General features: G+C 36.7%; 12 protein-coding genes and 1 pseudogene. All 13 read right to left on the minus strand.

Annotated elements, in window-relative coordinates; translation table 11 throughout:
* Positions 1-54 precede the first annotated feature (54 nt).
* Positions 55-1,878 (minus strand): DNA mismatch repair endonuclease MutL, encoded by a 1,824-nt coding sequence (gene mutL, locus ACFQ3N_RS05715; RefSeq protein ID WP_390360392.1) that lies wholly within the window; start codon positions 1,876-1,878, stop codon positions 55-57.
* Positions 1,879-1,899: 21 nt separating this feature from the next.
* The gene (mutS, locus tag ACFQ3N_RS05720) at positions 1,900-4,488 is read right to left on the minus strand and encodes a DNA mismatch repair protein MutS (protein ID WP_390360394.1); all 2,589 of its coding nucleotides are present in this window, start codon (positions 4,486-4,488) and stop codon (positions 1,900-1,902) included.
* A gap of 111 nt (positions 4,489-4,599) precedes the next feature.
* Entirely contained in the window at positions 4,600-5,169 is a 570-nt protein-coding gene (locus ACFQ3N_RS05725; RefSeq protein WP_390360396.1) for an outer spore coat protein CotE, read from the minus strand.
* A 184-nt stretch (positions 5,170-5,353) separates the two neighbouring features.
* Complete coding sequence (locus tag ACFQ3N_RS05730; protein WP_390360397.1) at positions 5,354-5,782, minus strand: RicAFT regulatory complex protein RicA family protein; 429 nt, start codon at positions 5,780-5,782, stop codon at positions 5,354-5,356.
* 1 nt (position 5,783) lies between these two features.
* Positions 5,784-7,352: a tRNA (N6-isopentenyl adenosine(37)-C2)-methylthiotransferase MiaB gene (gene miaB / locus ACFQ3N_RS05735; protein WP_390360399.1), complete on the minus strand. Its 1,569-nt coding sequence runs from the start codon at positions 7,350-7,352 to the stop codon at positions 5,784-5,786.
* A gap of 228 nt (positions 7,353-7,580) precedes the next feature.
* Complete coding sequence (locus ACFQ3N_RS05740; RefSeq protein WP_390360401.1) at positions 7,581-7,841, minus strand: stage V sporulation protein S; 261 nt, start codon at positions 7,839-7,841, stop codon at positions 7,581-7,583.
* Between the two features lie 106 nt (positions 7,842-7,947).
* The gene (locus ACFQ3N_RS05745) at positions 7,948-8,745 is read right to left on the minus strand and encodes a TIGR00282 family metallophosphoesterase (protein WP_390360403.1); all 798 of its coding nucleotides are present in this window, start codon (positions 8,743-8,745) and stop codon (positions 7,948-7,950) included.
* A gap of 383 nt (positions 8,746-9,128) precedes the next feature.
* Positions 9,129-10,691, minus strand: coding sequence for a ribonuclease Y (gene rny, locus ACFQ3N_RS05750; protein ID WP_390360405.1), 1,563 nt, complete (start codon positions 10,689-10,691; stop codon positions 9,129-9,131).
* A 475-nt stretch (positions 10,692-11,166) separates the two neighbouring features.
* Complete coding sequence (recA, locus tag ACFQ3N_RS05755) at positions 11,167-12,201, minus strand: recombinase RecA (protein WP_390360406.1); 1,035 nt, start codon at positions 12,199-12,201, stop codon at positions 11,167-11,169.
* 854 nt (positions 12,202-13,055) lie between these two features.
* The gene (locus tag ACFQ3N_RS05760; RefSeq protein ID WP_390360408.1) at positions 13,056-14,300 is read right to left on the minus strand and encodes a competence/damage-inducible protein A; all 1,245 of its coding nucleotides are present in this window, start codon (positions 14,298-14,300) and stop codon (positions 13,056-13,058) included.
* Positions 14,300-14,878, minus strand: a complete 579-nt coding sequence (pgsA, locus tag ACFQ3N_RS05765; protein WP_390360410.1) for a CDP-diacylglycerol--glycerol-3-phosphate 3-phosphatidyltransferase — start codon at positions 14,876-14,878, stop codon at positions 14,300-14,302. Before pgsA ends, ACFQ3N_RS05760 begins: the two co-directional genes overlap by 1 nt.
* Before the next feature lie 80 nt (positions 14,879-14,958).
* Positions 14,959-15,288 (minus strand): RodZ domain-containing protein, encoded by a 330-nt coding sequence (locus tag ACFQ3N_RS05770; RefSeq protein WP_390360725.1) that lies wholly within the window; start codon positions 15,286-15,288, stop codon positions 14,959-14,961.
* A 393-nt stretch (positions 15,289-15,681) separates the two neighbouring features.
* Positions 15,682-15,894: pseudogene (locus ACFQ3N_RS05775) on the minus strand (helix-turn-helix domain-containing protein); the annotation flags it as partial.
* Positions 15,895-15,898 lie beyond the last annotated feature (4 nt).

The following is a 15,898-nucleotide window of genomic DNA, read 5'->3' on the forward strand; positions in this document are numbered from 1 at the left end:
ACACCTCAGCTTTCTACAAATAGCTTTGGCGTGGGATTTATAATTTATACATGATTACATAACACGTTTAAACATTTTTTCTAGTTCATACGAAGAAAAGTGAACAATGATTGGTCTGCCGTGTGGACATGTAAATGGATCCGTTGTTTTCCGCAATGATTCTAGCAACTGAAACATGTCGTCATTATTTAAATAATGGTTTGCTTTAATGGACCTTTTACAGGACATTAAAATTGCGGCATCTTCTCGAATTTCCTCTATATTAATTTTTTCCTCATTCATAATTTGTTCAATCATTTCCCGAATCACTTCTTCTTCAAGACCTTCTGGGAACCAATTAGGATGTGATCGTATGACATAAGCATGATTCCCAAAGGGTTCAAAAAAAAGACCTACTTTTTCTAATTCATCTTTGTATTGGTCGATAAATATAGCTTCTTGCTTGGAGAACTCAAACGTTAACGGTAGTAACAATTCTTGTGACTCATTTGTTGTATGTCCTAATTTTTCTTTAAAAAACTCGTATTTCACTCTCTCTTGAGCTGCATGCTGGTCGATCATGTATAACCCGTTTTCATTTTGCGCTAAAATGTAAGTACCATGTAATTGTCCTACCGGATACATGGTGGGAACCCGCTCTACATCTGTTTCCTCAGGTTGATGGAACGTTACATTCTTATCTTGATTACTAGCTTGTTCTACTTTCCTATCAGCTGTTGGTGAATGTTCTGTGCCACTATGCGTGTGTTGGTGCATTACTGATTGGCGCTCATTAATTACCTTATCCATGTTCCAAGCAGGTGTTTTTTCTCTTCTCAGGGAGTTATCAAACTCCATTGCATGCTGGACGGACTTTTCTGCCTTTATTTCTTTTTTCTCCATTTCAGGAATTAAGGAGGTTTCCCGAAATTTACTACGAATTGTTTCTTCAATTGCGGCAAATAATTCTTTGTCCTTACTAAACCTGACTTCAAGCTTAGTTGGGTGAACATTCACATCAACTAAAATAGGATCCATCTTTATCGATAAAACAACTATTGGTAATCTACCAATCGGTAATAAAGTGTGGTATCCATTGGTTATTGCTTTTGATAGAGGTATACTTTTAATAAACCTTCCATTGATTATAGTTGAAATATAGGCACGCGATGCTCTTGTTACTTCTGGCTTTGCTATATAACCTTCTATCGAAAAATCCAGCGTTTCATGCTTAATGGGGAGCATTTTTCTTGCTACACCCATTCCATAAACATTTGATATCACTTGTAAGAGGTCACCTGTACCCGATGTTTTAAATAACGATTTACCATTATGTGTAGCTTCAAAGCGGATTTTAGGATGTGAAAGAGCTAAGCGGTTTAACAAGTCTGTTATATGACCTAACTCCGTATGAATGGTCTTCATATACTTTAGGCGGGCTGGTGTATTAAAAAACAAATCCTCAACGGTGATCTCTGAACCCTGGCGAGCATTACTCTTTTGTTTTTCAACTACTTTTCCTCCCTCTAAACCTAAAAATGTTCCAGCATCTTTTCCTTGGGATGTTCTGATCGTTAACTTACTTACAGCGGCAATACTCGCTAAAGCTTCTCCGCGAAAACCAAGCGTTTTAACGTGAAATAAGTCTGTTTCGTTTTTAATTTTACTCGTTGCATGCCGTAAGAACGCTGTTTCGCAATCTTCTTCCGACATACCCTCGCCATCATCGGTTATTTTGATTTTCTGTAACCCAGCTTCTTCAATCTCAACCTTTATCCATTTACTGTGAGCATCGATACTATTTTCGGTAAGTTCTTTTACAACAGATGCAGGTCTTTCCACCACTTCACCTGCTGCTATTTTATTTGCAAGTGCATCAGGCATCTGGAAAATTTTCATACATTAATTCCTTTCTAAAATCTATTTTTTAACGTCTTTCTGCAGACGATACAATTCATTCATAGCTTCCATTGGCGTCATTTCAAATAGATTCATCTTTTTTAAGTCCTGAATAATTTTAACTTCTGAATTAGTTGTCTTTTCATTTGGTTGTTTCTTTTGGTTTTCTTCAACAAAAAAGGCTAATTGAGCTGATTCAGCTTTATTTTCTTTTTCAGTTGTAGTTTGTGCTTTGTCGCTACCTTCAAGTTGATTTAAAATTGTAGTTGCGCGTTCAATTAATGGTTGAGGAAGATCAGCTAATTTTGCAACATGTATACCATAGCTTTCGTCTGCTGCCCCGTCTTTTATTTGATGTAGGAACACTACGTTACCTTCATATTCCTCAGCACGAACATGGATATTTTTTAACTGATCTAAACTATCCTCTAATGAAGTTAACTCATGGTAATGGGTAGAAAATAGCGTCTTTGCATGGATATTATCATGAATATATTCTACGATGGCTTGCGCTAAAGCCATACCATCATATGTGCTTGTCCCACGACCAATTTCATCAAGTAGTATTAAACTTTTATCTGTTGCATTGGCTATTGCGTGATTTGCTTCTAGCATTTCCACCATAAATGTACTTTGTCCTGAAACCAGGTCATCAGCAGCACCAATTCGAGTGAAAATTTGATCAAAAATAAGAAGATCTGCCTCATCACATGGAACAAAGCACCCAATTTGACCCATAATTACCGTTAATGCTAATTGACGCATATACGTACTTTTCCCGCTCATATTAGGGCCAGTAATAAGTAAAATATTCGTATCCTGATCTAATGAAACATTATTTGGTACGAACGAGTCATCCTTCATGACTTTTTCAATTACCGGATGACGTCCATTTTTTATCGATAGTTTATTTTCTACGAATCTAGGACGCTTGTAATTATTTTCTTCGCTAACCGTAGCAAAAGCCTGTAAAACGTCAATCTCACTAACCATTTCAGCCAAATGTTGCAATTGCGGTATGTGCTGTTTAATTTGCTCACGGATTTCAATAAATAAGTCGTATTCAAGTGCTACGCTTTTTTCCTCTGCTTCTAATATTAGCTGTTCTTTTTCTTTAAGTTCTGGAGTAATAAACCGTTCAGCATTAGTCAGCGTTTGTTTTCGCTCATACTTATTTTCTGGTAGTAAATGAAGGTTAGCCCTAGTCACCTCAATATAATAGCCAAATACACGATTATAACCAATTTTTAGTGATTTTATATGTGTTTCCTCTTTTTCCCGCTTTTCTAATTCAGTAATCCATTTTTTACCGTTTCTGGAAGCATCTCGGTATTTGTCTAGAGTCTCGTTATACCCATCTTTCATAATCGACCCTTCTTTAATCGAAATAGGAGGGTCTTCTAGTAAACTTTCTTCTAATAATTGTACTAAATGCTTCGGATAACCGAGATTACTACTCAATCTTCGGATTGGGTTAAAATCAAATTGATTTAAAATATCCTTAAGTTCTGGAATTTGCTTTAATGACTGTTTTAGTTGAATTAAATCTCGAGCATTTACGTTTCCGAACGAAATTCGTCCGGCCAGCCGTTCTAAGTCATAGATCGATTTAAGTGTTTCACGTAAAGCATCTCGCTCGATAAACCGTTTGTAAAACCCCTCTACAACGTCATGTCTATCTTTAATTTGCTGTTTATTTAACAACGGTCGTTCTAACCATTTCTTCAGTGTTCTTGAACCCATAGCCGTAACACTTCGATCAAGAACCCATAGCAAACTACCATGTTTTCCCTTTTTCAAAATAGTTTCCGTTAATTCCAGGTTTCTTTTGGAATACATATCGAGTGAAAGGAAATCATTTAACTCAATCACGTTTGCTGGTTGTAAATGATCAAGTGAGCGCTTTTGTGTGTGTTGAATATAATTTAATAATCGACTAAATGCCTTCATCAGACGTTCATCATTTAAATTGTTACAAAGACTTCTAAATTCGGCATTGAAGTTGACTTCATCTTGATAGGACAATGTAACATGTAATTTATCTACTAAATCTTGTTGTGAGTCCGATGAGAGGTTGGAATCTATCACCATTTCCTTAATAGGTTGATTGTACAGCTCATGAATGACTGCATCCCAGCCATTTTTTATAAGGGCAATGTTATTTTCACCAGTGGATAAGTCATTATATGCAATCGCATATGTTCCATCTTGAAAGTGGGATAGACTAGCTATGTAGTTGTTTTCTTGGTCACTTAGCATACTACTTTCCATTACTGTTCCTGGAGTAATAAGCTGTACCACTTCTCTTTTTACTACACCTTTTGCAGATTTTGGATCTTCTACCTGTTCACATATGGCTACTTTATAACCTTTTTCAACTAAATTTTTTATGTAGTTTGCAGCAGCATGGTATGGAACACCGCACATTGGTATCGGTTCTTTCTGACTTGAGTCCCGTTTTGTCAATGTAATCTCTAATTCTCTTGCAGCATGGATAGCATCATCGAAGAACATCTCATAAAAATCACCTAATCGAAAAAATAGAAAGGCATCTTTATAATCTGCTTTTATTTTTAAATATTGTTCCATCATTGGTGTGTACTTTGCCATATTCAATCCTCCAAAAAACCCGATATTCTTATCAAATTATAGCATAAATTCCAAAGGTAGAGGCGAATAGACAAAAAAACTTACGAGAGAAAATTTTCCCTCGTAAGTTCGTTAATCTTTGGCCTTATCACTTAAAAAATCAGGATTAACATCTGTTAATTCATCATCTGTTAATTGGAAATCCCAGTCGTCATCATCATCATCAATTTTAACGCCTTTTGGATTTACACGAACATAAACCTTCGTTTCACCAATAACCTGCACTAAAAATTCACGCTCAACTTCTACATTAATCTTATGACCTTTAGTTGCAATGTTACATTCTAGGCAATTGGGTTGTTGAATTACTTTAGCTACTACATCATAATCATCGCTAATACAATGATCATCCTTTACAGAAAGTGGAATATAATCACAATAGGTTACCCGTTCCGTGACTACTTCCGTTTTAGTATTATCATTATACGAATACCAAATATTAACATCATAGCTACCATTTACTTCAACAGTATCCTCTGATTTTTTATTGGCATTGTATAAATGATTAATAACCCAGCATCCAAGTATACTCGTAGGTCTATGTGATGGTGAGACAGGATTGGTTGCCTGCGTAAATTTACGTCCTTTTCCACAAACGGCTTTTGTAATGATTTCTCTATATTCTTGATCAAGAAAAGTCATAATTACATTTACCTCCTCTTTTTTCATAGTCATTTTATGCAAGACAAATACCTAAAGTGCATAGCTATTCTACGAAAGAAAGTGAAGTTACAAAATAAGTTGGCACAAAAGCAGGAGGGCTCTAGCTTTATAAACAAAAATCAGGTAGGAAAACAATTAAATTTTCCTACCTGATTGATACATTTTAGTGACCACATACGGATCCATTTTTAGATTTTGATCCAGTTTCACCTGATAAAAGATCTCCACCCGTAGATGAAATTACATTATTCGTAACTTCTCTGGCAATTGTACCAGAAACAAGTTGCAGTACATCGTTTACGACAATTTGTGTTTCTTTAAACTCTTGTACTACTGGAATATCATCTATTTCAGCCTGTAGTCGATCAATCTCAGCTTCCACTTTTTTCAGTGCTTCAGTCTTTTGATAGGCTTGAAAGTTCACAGCTTGCTTTTGTAAGGCTTTAATACGTTTTATTAATTGTTGTACTTTCTTGTTATCATTAATTTTTGCTTCGACTTGTTTAAAACGATCTATTTCTTCTGTACTTGCAAGCATTTTCGCTAGGTTTCTTGCCTCATCTAATACCTGTGTACGTGTATATTCAGCCATATTAATTCACCTCAACTGTATTTTCTACCATTTTACCATTTAATGACCATGTTTTGGTTTCTGTAATTTCTACATCAACGATCTTTCCGATTGAAGACCTTGGACCTCTGAAGTTTACTAGTTTATTTCTTTCTGTATACCCAGCAAGAACATCAGGATCTTTTTTACTTTCACCCTCAACAAGTACCTTAACAACCTCATTCTCATACGTCTTCATTGATGCTGCGGATTGTTTATTTACAAGCTCATTTAAACGGTATAAACGTTGCTTTTTGACTTCCTCTGGTACATCATCTGTTTTCCGAGCAGCTGGAGTACCGTCACGAGGTGAATAAATAAATGTATATGCAGCCTCAAAACCAACTTCCTCAACCAAAGTCATTGTTTCTTCAAACTGTTCTTCTGTTTCATTTGGAAAACCAACAATAATATCTGTGGTCAGCGTAGCATTAGGCATTGCTTCACGAATTTTACTTACTAATTCCAGATATTCTTCTCTAGTGTATTTTCGGTTCATTTTCTTTAAAACTTCACTGCTACCAGACTGTACTGGTAAATGAATATGGTCAAGAAGATTACCGCCTTTAGCCAACACTTCGATTAATCGATCATCGAAATCTCTTGGATGTGATGTTGTAAAACGAACTCGAGGTATATCAATTTTGTACATATCATTCATTAGTTCACCAAGACCATACGTCATATCAGTAAAATCTTTTCCGTAAGCATTCACATTCTGTCCGAGCAATGTAACTTCCTGATACCCTTGAGCAGCTAGATGGCGAACCTCCTGGATAATATCTTCTGGCCTGCGACTACGTTCTTTTCCGCGGGTCATTGGCACAATACAGTACGTACAAAACTTGTCACAACCGTACATAATGTTTACCCATGCTTTAATTTTACCTTTACGAGCTTTAGGAAGGTTTTCAATAATGTCTCCTTCTTTAGACCAAACTTCAATAATCTTTTCTTTTCCAAACATCGCTTCTTTCACCAAATGTGGAAGCCGATGTATGTTATGTGTTCCAAAAATTAAATCAACATGCTGGTGTTTCTTTAGGATACGATTTACAACGGATTCTTCCTGTGACATACAACCACATACACCTAATATAAGATCAGGATTTTCTAACTTTAGTGGTTTTAGATGACCAATTTCACCAAATACTTTGTTCTCCGCGTTTTCACGAATCGCACATGTGTTTAGTAAAATAATATCAGCTTCATTCGTATCTGTTGTTGACTCATAACCCATTTCAGTTAAAATACCTGCCATAACTTCTGTGTCATGTTCATTCATTTGGCAACCATATGTACGGATCAGATATTTTTTACCTTTACCAATGTTCGCCATATCTTCAGGGATACCAAAGTCATAATGAATTTCGACATCATCACGACCACGTTTTCGTGCTTTATTTAAATTTGGTGGTTCATATGTTGTTTCAAAATACTTTGCAAAGTCTGCACTTGTTTTCTCATGCAAGGCCTTGTCCTGACCGGATTTTCTGTCCGCGGCATCTACCTGTTTAATATGTGCTTGCTCTTTTCGTTGTTGTTCGTTCATATGAAATCTCCTTTCTTTAATCTATATATATTACATAAAATGCATAGACGTACATTACTACAGTATAAATGGTATACCTTAATTTAACAATACATCAAAAGCTCGGAGCAAATAAAAACCCTTCTAATCTTATAGAAGGATTACTAAATTTGTCACAAATAGTTCATTCTATTACATATAAAAATAGTGTTACGTAAAAAACGTAACACTAATGATAATATTATTTGATTATCTAGGCTCTACAATCAACTTGATCGCTGTACGTTCTTCGTTATCGATCATGATATCAGTAAATGCCGGTATACATATTAAATCTACTCCACTTGGTGCTACAAATCCTCTGGCAATGGCTACCGCTTTAACGGACTGATTTAACGCACCAGCACCTATTGCCTGCATCTCCGCTGTGCCTCGTTCTCGTAGGACGTTAGCAAGTGCACCTGCTACTGAATTGGGGTTTGATTTTGCTGAAACTTTTAATACGTCCATTACTAGTACCTCCTTCATTTACTATTGTAGTTCTAATGCTACTATATTCTTGGAGATGATAGCTTATTACCCTATTATGCACTAAAAATTCAAAACATTCAATAATTCAACCGAAGAATAGGTGGTCATCATTTATTAAAATTCGCTCCACTTTGCTTGCTTTTCCAGTTTTTTCACTTATTGTTACTAAAAAGCCATTTAATTGTGTTCTTCCCTTTTTATCAATTTCAAAACGTACCGGTAAATTTGTAAGAAATCTTTTCATTACGGCTTCTTTCTCAACACCTAAAATGGCATCGTAAGGTCCAGTCATTCCAACATCCGTTATATATGCTGTGCCTTGGGGTAATATTCGTTCATCTGCAGTTTGTGTATGTGTATGTGTACCCACAACCGCACTAACTTTCCCGTCAACATACCATCCCATAGCTTGCTTTTCACTTGTTGCTTCTGCATGAAAATCAACAAATATAATATTTGTCCGCTTTTTCGCTTCTTCAATTAATTCATCCACTTTACGGAACGGATCATCTAGTGGGGGTAGAAATGTACGTCCCTGCATATTAATAACAGCTACTTCTACACCGTTAACATTAGTAAAAACTAACCCCTTTCCAGGTGTTCCTTCAGGGAAATTTGCTGGTCTTATCATATTTTTGGCATCATCAATAAATTCAAAAATCTCTTTTTTGTCCCACGCATGGTTACCCAACGTTACTACTTGAGCTCCATACTCTAAAAATTGCTTATAAATCTTTTCGTTAATCCCTTTTCCTGATGCTGCGTTTTCACCATTTATAATCGTCATATTCGGTTTGTATTTTTCTTTTAATTTCGGCAAGTATTGTTGTACCATATCTCTACCAGGAGAACCTACAACGTCTCCAATAAATAAAATTTTCATTCATTAATCATCCCATCTAATTTAATACGTATAGTTTTTCATATTGCCTATGTATTGTCAAAATTAAGGAAAGACATACTCCCCCTTCTTCCTCAAAAGCAAAAGAACAAAAGCTAGAAGTGCCCGTTTAGCGACGCATGGGCTGCGACCGTGCATCGCGGGTGGGTCGACGTTGCCGCCGAAAGCGGCGGTTTTAGTCGGCCTACCATCGCTAAGCGAATCGATGTTGACTTATCGTAAGGAGGAGAAGGAAGTCCCTAGTCGTTGGGCGCTGGAACTTGACACGGCTTACACAGTCAATAAATTATACACAGGCTCCAAACATTATAATTTTCTAGACTACAAAAATAAAGACGGTCATTAGACCGCCTTCACTTTAACTATTATTTAGCATACTCTACTGATCTTGTTTCCCTAATTACTGTCACTTTTATATGCCCCGGGTAATCAAGTTCATTTTCTATACGCTTACGAATATCCCGTGCAATACTAACCGACTCAATATCATCAATTTCGTCAGGTTTAACCATAATTCGAATTTCTCTACCTGCTTGTATAGCGAACGATTTCTCTACTCCTTTAAACGATTCAGATATTTCCTCAAGCTTTTCTAAACGTTTAATGTAGTTTTCCAATGTTTCACTTCTTGCTCCAGGACGTGCAGCAGATAGTGCATCAGCTGCAGCTACTAAAACGGAAATAACGGAAGTAGCTTCCTCATCGCCATGGTGAGATGCGATCGAATTTATGACAACCTCGTGTTCCTTGTACTTCGTTCCAAGCTCTTTACCAATTTCAACGTGGCTTCCTTCTACTTCATGATCAATTGCTTTTCCAATATCATGCAGTAAACCAGCTCTTCTTGCCAATGTTTCATCCTCGCCTAATTCAGCAGCAAGTAGTCCAGAGAGGTATGCAACCTCTGTAGAGTGCTTCAACACATTTTGACCATAACTTGTACGATATTTTAACCGACCAAGTATTTTAACTAGATCTGGGTGTAATCCATGTACACCTACTTCGAATGTGGTTTCCTCACCAATTTCTCGTATATATTCATCAACCTCACGTCTAGCTTTATCCACCATTTCTTCAATTCTTGCTGGGTGAATTCTGCCATCCTGTACCAGTTTTTCTAATGCCATACGAGCTGTTTCTCTTCGTATTGGATCAAATCCAGATAAAATAACTGCTTCTGGTGTATCATCAATAATTAAATCAATACCAGTCAACGTTTCTAATGTTCGTATGTTGCGACCCTCACGACCAATGATGCGACCTTTCATCTCATCATTAGGAAGGTTTACAACAGAAACGGTTGTTTCAGCAACGTGGTCTGCAGCACAGCGCTGTAAAGCTAACGAAAGTATGCCTTTTGCCTTCTTATCAGCTTCTTCTTTCGCACGATTTTCAGCTTCTTTAATCATGATCGCTGATTCGTGTGTTACTTCTTGCTCTATGCGCTCTAAAATAACTTGTCTAGCTTGGTCTGTTGTATATCCTGAAATACGTTCAAGCTCCGTTTGCTGCTCTTTTAACCTAGCTTCCACTTTGCTTTCCACTTCTTCAATTTGTTGTTGTTTTTCTGTTAGTGATTGTTCTTTTCTCTCTAATAAGAGTTCTCGCTTATCAAGCGTTTCACTTTTTCTGTCCAGATTCTCTTCTTTTAGCATCAGACGATTTTCTTGTTTTTGAATTTCTGTACGACGTTCACGCAAGTCATTTTCTGTCTGCTGGCGAAGTTTATGATTCTCATCTTTCGCCTCAAGAAGTGCCTCTTTCTTAGTGGCATCTGCATTTCGGTGTGCTTCATCAACTATTTGTTTTGCTAAATTCTCTGCACTGGAAATTTTAGCTTCCGCAATAGATTTACGAATCAGATAACCAACAACAATACCGACGATTAGGCCAAGCAAAATGGAGATGATTAATACTGTTAAGTCCACGGGTTTCACCTCCTATTGCTATAAAGTTGTACAATTCATTATTGTCGGCATGTACCATGTTTAATGATAAATAGATAACTAAAAATGTATAATAAAAAATAAATATAAAATTATACAATTTAATTCTAATTGTACTAGTAGACAATGTCAAGGAATCGTCACATGTATTACTTTCTAAAAAAAATAGTTTAAATGAATAAATCCTTTACTGATTCCTAATCAGTAAAGGATTTATAACAATTTATGGTCAGTATTTGTTAAAAATAATTTTCCCGTTCTTATTAATTAAAATGTGTAGATAAGATGAGCTTGACTTATCGCCCGTAATGGCGAAAGTCAAAGTGCATCTTATACTCTGGAGTGAATCTCATTAAGATATGGAAGATCGACTAATACCACCGCTTTCGGCGTCAACGTCGCCCCACCATGATACGCGGGCGAGTCCTTACATTAAACGGTCGCTTGTGTTTTTGCCTTATACATCCAGACTTTCTTGACCAGCTTCTTCCTTTTCATCAACTGGTTCATCTAAATTATAATGTTTGCGTATTATATCGTGAATTTCCGCCATTACTTCTGGATTTTCTTTTAAAAATTGTTTCGAATTTTCTCTTCCCTGTCCAAGTCTATCACCATTATATGAGTACCATGCGCCACTTTTTTGAACAAACTCTAAGTCAGAACCAACATCTAGTATTTCACCCTCTTTGGAAATACCATGACCATACATGATATCTACTTCTGCTTGTTTAAACGGTGGAGCCACTTTATTTTTAACTACTTTAAGTCTAGCTTTGTTTCCTACTATATCGTTACCCTGTTTTAACGTTTCAGCACGTCGAACTTCCAATCTAACAGATGAATAGAATTTAAGCGCACGCCCACCAGGGGTTGTTTCAGGATTTCCGAACATGACACCGACTTTTTCTCTGATCTGGTTAATAAATACGGCAGTTGTTCTTGATTTATTTATTGCTCCAGAAAGTTTTCGTAATGCTTGGGACATGAGTCGTGCTTGTAGCCCCACATGCGCATCACCCATTTCACCTTCTATTTCCGCTTTAGGAACCAAGGCAGCTACAGAGTCTACCACAATAATATCCACAGCACCACTACGTACAAGTGCCTCTGCAATTTCTAGTGCTTGTTCACCAGTGTCTGGTTGTGATAAAAGCAATTCTTCAATATTAACCCCCAAGGCACGGGCATATGTAGGATCAAGTGCATGCTCTGCATCAATAAATGCAGCTTGTCCACCTTTGCTTTGTGCTTCTGCAATTGCATGTAAAGCAACCGTTGTTTTACCAGATGATTCTGGACCATAAATTTCTACAACGCGTCCTCTAGGATAGCCACCAATTCCTAATGCTACATCCAACGCTAATGACCCACTAGGTATAGTAGCTATTTTTTTCTCGGCTTGTTCACCTAGTTTCATTATCGAACCTTTACCAAATTGTTTCTCTATTTGTTTTAACGCCATATCTAACGCTTTTTTTTTATCACTCACTAAGACAACCTCCTTAAATTAACTATCTACATCATAACTTGTTTTTTGAGATTTAACAAGGAAAAAATCGAATAAACGTTCCCCTTTTTTGGGGGTGTTATTTTTAATAAAATGATAATTTAGCCTTTAATTTCAGGATGAAAATTACATTTTAGCACTATAACTCTATTAGACTTTATTATTTTGACTGTTTTCTACAAGATTACTGTTTTTGTCACAGTAGATATATAATGCGACGTAACTTGAGATGATGGGTGGTGCTTTTACTCGCTCTGGAAATACACTTCGCTTTTCGCGGGCGGCTGGTGAGTTTCTTCATGCTGACGCATTTCAGAATCTCACCTATGCCTATCCTCCCGCAGAAGTCTTCGTGTATTTCCGCCGCTGGAATAGCGTCCACAATAATACAACAACTGATCATTTCGTTTTTATAGCATAAACTACCACTTTTATGATGGTTGATTGGAGCCGATGGCGGTCGACTCTTTGAAAATACAAACCAATTTTCTTTGTGCGATGTAACGCTACCAAAGCTTTCCTTGTCCTTTGGGAAAAGCAAGTTTTAAGATACGAAACTTTAATTTTGAATGATTTTTCCTAAAATTAATTAGAACATCACTACCAGCGAAGGCAGAACACGGAGACTCCTGTGGGAACAGCACGTGTCCGAAGACCCCGGAAGAAGCGTTTTTTGCTTCTGAGGAGGGCTGAGGCCGTGCCCACGGAAAGCGAAGTGTTCTGCCGTAGCGGTGATACAGCACTCGATACCGAGAAAGCAAATCCACAAAAAAGTTACGTCGCAGTTTATATCAACTGCGAGGGATGAAAAGCAACAAAACTTACGAATTGGGCCATTATTTTAAATAGTTATATAAAAGTTCATAACCTTTTAAAATAGCTCTTCGTCTGATCGTTTGACGATCACCGAAAAATGAATAATTTTCTACTACAGTATCCTTATTTTTACGATGAATTGCTATAAATACAGTTCCAACTGGTTTACCTTCTTCTTCTTTTGGTCCGGCTACACCCGTAAAACTGATACCTAAATCAGCATCCATTACATGGCAACTATTAATGGCCATTTCTTTAGCGCATTCCTTACTTACCGTACCATATTCAAAGATCGTTTCAGTTGAGATGTTCAATACATCTGTTTTCACCTTTTTATCATAGCAAACGATTCCACCTCTACACACCTCAGAAGCTCCTGGTATAGAGATTAATTTTTCCGTGAACATACCACCTGTAAAACTTTCAGCAGCAGCTAGGTGTAATTCTTGTTGTTTCAGCAGTTGAAACACTTTTTCTTCCAATTTTTGATCGTCCACACCATAACAAAAAGATCCAACTCTCTTTAGAATCTCTATTTTTGCTTGATCAATTAATTCCTCTGCCTCTTTGGGACTAGATGCCTTTGCAGTTAGTCGAATAGCAACACCCTCATTTTGGGCTAAGGGCGCAATAGTTGGGTTTGATTGCTGGTGTATAATATCGCTTAGCTCATCCTCTAGATGTGCCTCTCCAATACCGATAAATTTTAGCATGGTAGATTTTATAATTGTATCTTCCCCAGAAAGTGTTTTCAAGTATGGGAGCACCTTTTGTGATAGCATATGTTTCATCTCTTTAGGAACACCAGGTAAGAACACCCACGTTTTATCTTGATAAGATAAAATCATACCAGGCGCCATACCAACTTCATTTTCTATTACATCCGAGTCCTTGAAAATTCTTGCTTGTTTCCGATTATTCGGTGTCATTTTAGTTTGTTGTTTTTGAAAGTATGCTTCTATTTTTTCCATAGAAAGGTTATGCTCTATTATTTCCAAATTTGATAATCGCTGAAAAGCTTCACGTGTTAAATCATCGTCCGTTGGCCCAAGCCCACCAGTAACAATTATAACGTCTGAACGTTCTTGAGCTTGTACAAACGTATCTTCCACACGTTTTAGATTATCGCCTACTACACCATGATAAAAAACATTGATACCGTATAGCGCTAGCTCTTTTGAGATCCATTGTGCATTCGTATTGGCTATTTGTCCTAATAGCAGTTCTGTACCAACAGCTATAATTTCTGTTTTAAATTGTTTCATTACTTCGAACCCCTCATTACATGCCAGTTTTTCACAAAATAGTCATAACCTGAAAGTACTGTAAAGAATAAAGCAATATATAACATAATAGTACCAAACGGGAACCCAATATATGCAAATGGATAATTATGAAGTAGTAATGCTGCTATAGCTACCATTTGTGTAACCGTTTTTAATTTCCCCATATTACCAGCAGCTAAAACAATTCCCTCACCAGCTGCAACCAAACGAAGTCCAGTTATCGCGAACTCTCTACTAATAATAATGATAGCAACCCAAGCTGGTGCTAGACCTATTTCTACTAATAATATAAGTGCTGCAGAAACAAGCAATTTATCAGCTAAGGGATCTAAAAATTTGCCCAAATTGGTAACTAGATTATATTTCCGCGCATAGTAACCATCAACCCAATCAGTAGCTGCAGCGATAATAAATAGCAGTGCCGCAACAAAATGAGAAATAGGAAGTACTGTTTCTCCGATGTTAAATTCTCCCCATTCAAAGGATACAGATAATAAAATAATAAAAATTGGAAGTAAGAATATCCGCGATAACGTAATTTTATTTGGTACATTCATTTTTAAATTGCCTCCTATTTCGAATTGCTACTTAAGATATAAAACCCTTCCAGATCAAATTAAGGAAGGGTTTACATCCACTATTCTGAAGTTTGATTAATATTTATCCAAAATCTTTGAACATCACTCTCGTTAGGATCGACTGGATATTCAAGTTCAATACCATTCACCGTTATCTGTAAATTAGGTGTACTACCAACATTGAAATAAACTCTTTCTTGACCAGTCAAGTCCAATTCCATCGGTGACTCTTCTGAAGTTAAAATGGCACCGTAAAATGATTCCCCATCACCATTTTCCACATCAAGCCATACATCATTACCAGCTTCAAAAGTAAAAACTAACTCATCATCAGGGTTATTCAATTCATATGTTGGATTTTGATTAGGCCCAGTACCTTCTTCCAACAATGTAAGTTCTGGCTCTACTTCATCTTCTTCCGCTCCATCATCATCGGTACTTTCATCATTGTTATCCGTATTTTCCTCATCTTCATTGTTGTCTCCTGTGTCATCTTCCGCATCTTCCTCATTATTTTCTTCATCGGGATTATAAATGATTTCATTATCATCGTTATCATCTACTGGTTCTGTACTACCATCATCACCTAACGTATCTTGAGTAAAATACCATGCAGCAAACACAATACCAATAACAAGTAACACGACAATTATCGTAGGAATTAATGAGAAAATTGCTGTCGATTTCGCTGAGTTATCTTCTTTTCTAGACCGTTTCAGCCGGGTATATTGAGGTGGATCGTCTTCTTGAGTATCCGGAATTTCTTCTTTATATTCCTCAAGTAATTCGTCTGCATTCAACCCAACGGCATTAGCGTATTCTTTTATAAACGCTCGAGCATAGAACTTCCCTGGTAAAATATTGAAGTTACCTTCTTCAATTGCTTGTAAATATCTTTTTTGTATTTTAGTTATTTCCTGTACACTATCCAGAGATAGATCCTTTGCTTCTCTAGCTTCTTTTAGTTTTAAGCCTATTTCCATCCATAACACCATCCAT

Source organism: Virgibacillus byunsanensis, assembly GCF_042675965.1.
Taxonomy (GTDB): Bacteria; Bacillota; Bacilli; order Bacillales; family Amphibacillaceae; genus Virgibacillus_R; species Virgibacillus_R byunsanensis.

Excerpts from the sequence above, each read along its gene's own strand:
- ACFQ3N_RS05730 (WP_390360397.1), bottom strand. The coding sequence starts at position 5,782 with ATGGCTGAATATACACGTACACAGGTATTAGATGAGGCAAGAAACCTA.
- ACFQ3N_RS05745 (WP_390360403.1), bottom strand. The coding sequence starts at position 8,745 with ATGAAAATTTTATTTATTGGAGACGTTGTAGGTTCTCCTGGTAGAGAT.
- ACFQ3N_RS05725 (WP_390360396.1), bottom strand. The coding sequence starts at position 5,169 with ATGACTTTTCTTGATCAAGAATATAGAGAAATCATTACAAAAGCCGTT.
- pgsA (WP_390360410.1), bottom strand. The coding sequence starts at position 14,878 with ATGAATGTACCAAATAAAATTACGTTATCGCGGATATTCTTACTTCCA.
- mutL (WP_390360392.1), bottom strand. The coding sequence starts at position 1,878 with ATGAAAATTTTCCAGATGCCTGATGCACTTGCAAATAAAATAGCAGCA.
- ACFQ3N_RS05760 (WP_390360408.1), bottom strand. The coding sequence starts at position 14,300 with ATGAAACAATTTAAAACAGAAATTATAGCTGTTGGTACAGAACTGCTA.
- miaB (WP_390360399.1), bottom strand. The coding sequence starts at position 7,352 with ATGAACGAACAACAACGAAAAGAGCAAGCACATATTAAACAGGTAGAT.
- ACFQ3N_RS05740 (WP_390360401.1), bottom strand. The coding sequence starts at position 7,841 with ATGGACGTATTAAAAGTTTCAGCAAAATCAAACCCCAATTCAGTAGCA.
- mutS (WP_390360394.1), bottom strand. The coding sequence starts at position 4,488 with ATGGCAAAGTACACACCAATGATGGAACAATATTTAAAAATAAAAGCA.